This is a genomic window from Vibrio sp. S11_S32, assembly GCF_014694465.1.
In the GTDB taxonomy this organism is placed as follows: Bacteria; Pseudomonadota; Gammaproteobacteria; order Enterobacterales; family Vibrionaceae; genus Vibrio; species Vibrio algicola.
In genome coordinates this window covers 1-1428 of the sequence record NZ_JAAUWS010000115.1, presented here as the reverse complement: position 1 = coordinate 1428, position 1428 = coordinate 1, and the positions used below count along the sequence as shown (strand labels likewise).

The following is a 1428-nucleotide window of genomic DNA, read 5'->3' as shown; positions in this document are numbered from 1 at the left end:
TGAACTGACCCCCAATAGTTGGACACCAACATTGGGGGTTATTTTATGTCTAAGTACATCAGAGAATTAAAGCTGTACATTGCTCAGCGTTGCCTTGATGGCGAATCATCGACATCTCTTGCAAAAGAGTTATCTATTCCTGCGAACCAAATTCGTTATTGGACTTCTGTTTACAGGATCCATGGTTCATCTTCATTTTTACCTCTTGATTATGAACATTCCGCAGATTTTAAATTCTCGGTATTAAAATCAATGTGGGAAAATAACTGGTCTATAAGCCAAGCGAGTGCTGAATTCAATTTTTCTTCTAACGGGACTATTTCTGTTTGGTTAAAGCTTTATAATCAGTCGGGATTCCAAGGCTTACATTCCCGACCTAAAGGCAGACCATCTATGAAAACTCAATCAAATAAGCGTCCGACTAAATCTGATGAAGAAATGTCACTTGATGAACTCAGAGAGGAACTGGCTTATTTGAGAGCGGAGAACGCTGTTCTAAAAAAGTTAGAGGAGCTGGACAAGTTAAAACGTCAAGCAGCAAAGAAAAAGCGTTGACTGTTCAAGCTCTAAAACACCAACACAAAATCCAGCACTTATTGCAATCCATTGGATTGCCTAGAAGTGTTTATTACTACCAATGCCAAGTGTTGAGCTCTCCCGAGCCTTACGCGAACGAGATGTCGAGCATTGAAAGAATATTTCATCAGCATAAAGGTCGGTATGGTTATCGACGCATTCATTATGCTTTACGTAGAGAAGGCATCTACTTAAATCATAAAACGGTTCAGCGTTTAATGGCAAAACTAGGGCTAAAATCGACCGTAAGACCGAAAAGGTATCGTTCTTATAAAGGAGAGATTGGACGTATTGCCCCTAATATTTTGAAGCGAGAGTTTAAATCAGCTAAACCAAATGAAAAATGGGTGACCGATGTGACAGAATTTAAAGTGGCAGGTGAAAAAGTCTACTTATCTCCGATAATCGATTTATTTAACCAAGAAGTCATTAGTCATACTGTCGCGACCTCACCTAAATTGCATCTCGTGACCGAGATGCTAGAGAAAGCGACGAGTGAGTTAAATCAAGCGTCGTCATTAACTTTACATAGTGACCAAGGATGGCAATACCAGCACCGTAGCTATCGCAACAAGCTGAAAGAGAAAGGAATTACACAAAGCATGTCAAGAAAAGGGAATTGTCTTGATAATGCTGTGGCTGAAAATTTCTTCGCGCTTTTAAAAACAGAAATGTACCATGGTTACGACTTCGACAGTGTAGAGCAACTTATGGCATGCATTGATGAATATATTGATTATTACAATAACGATCGAATTAAGGTCAAATTAAAAGGCCTGACTCCGGTAGAATACCGAAATCAGGCCTTGGAAGCCGCATAACAGAAATGTCCAACTTTAAGGGGTCACTTCA

2 protein-coding genes are annotated in these 1428 nt (G+C 39.6%); both read left to right on the top strand.

Translation table 11 applies throughout. The features are described from left to right. The first annotated feature begins 45 nt into the window (after nt 1-45). Nucleotides 46-555, top strand: coding sequence for a helix-turn-helix domain-containing protein (locus HC723_RS16795; RefSeq protein ID WP_190339904.1), 510 nt, complete (start codon nt 46-48; stop codon nt 553-555). Further along, the gene (locus HC723_RS16790; RefSeq protein ID WP_238925533.1) at nt 552-1397 is read left to right on the top strand and encodes an IS3 family transposase; all 846 of its coding nucleotides are present in this window, start codon (nt 552-554) and stop codon (nt 1395-1397) included. The genes HC723_RS16795 and HC723_RS16790 overlap by 4 nt, the downstream gene beginning before the upstream one ends. Nucleotides 1398-1428 lie beyond the last annotated feature (31 nt).

Coding starts and splice junctions, on each gene's coding strand:
- HC723_RS16795 (WP_190339904.1), top strand. CDS start 46: ATGTCTAAGTACATCAGAGAATTAAAGCTGTACATTGCTCAGCGTTGC.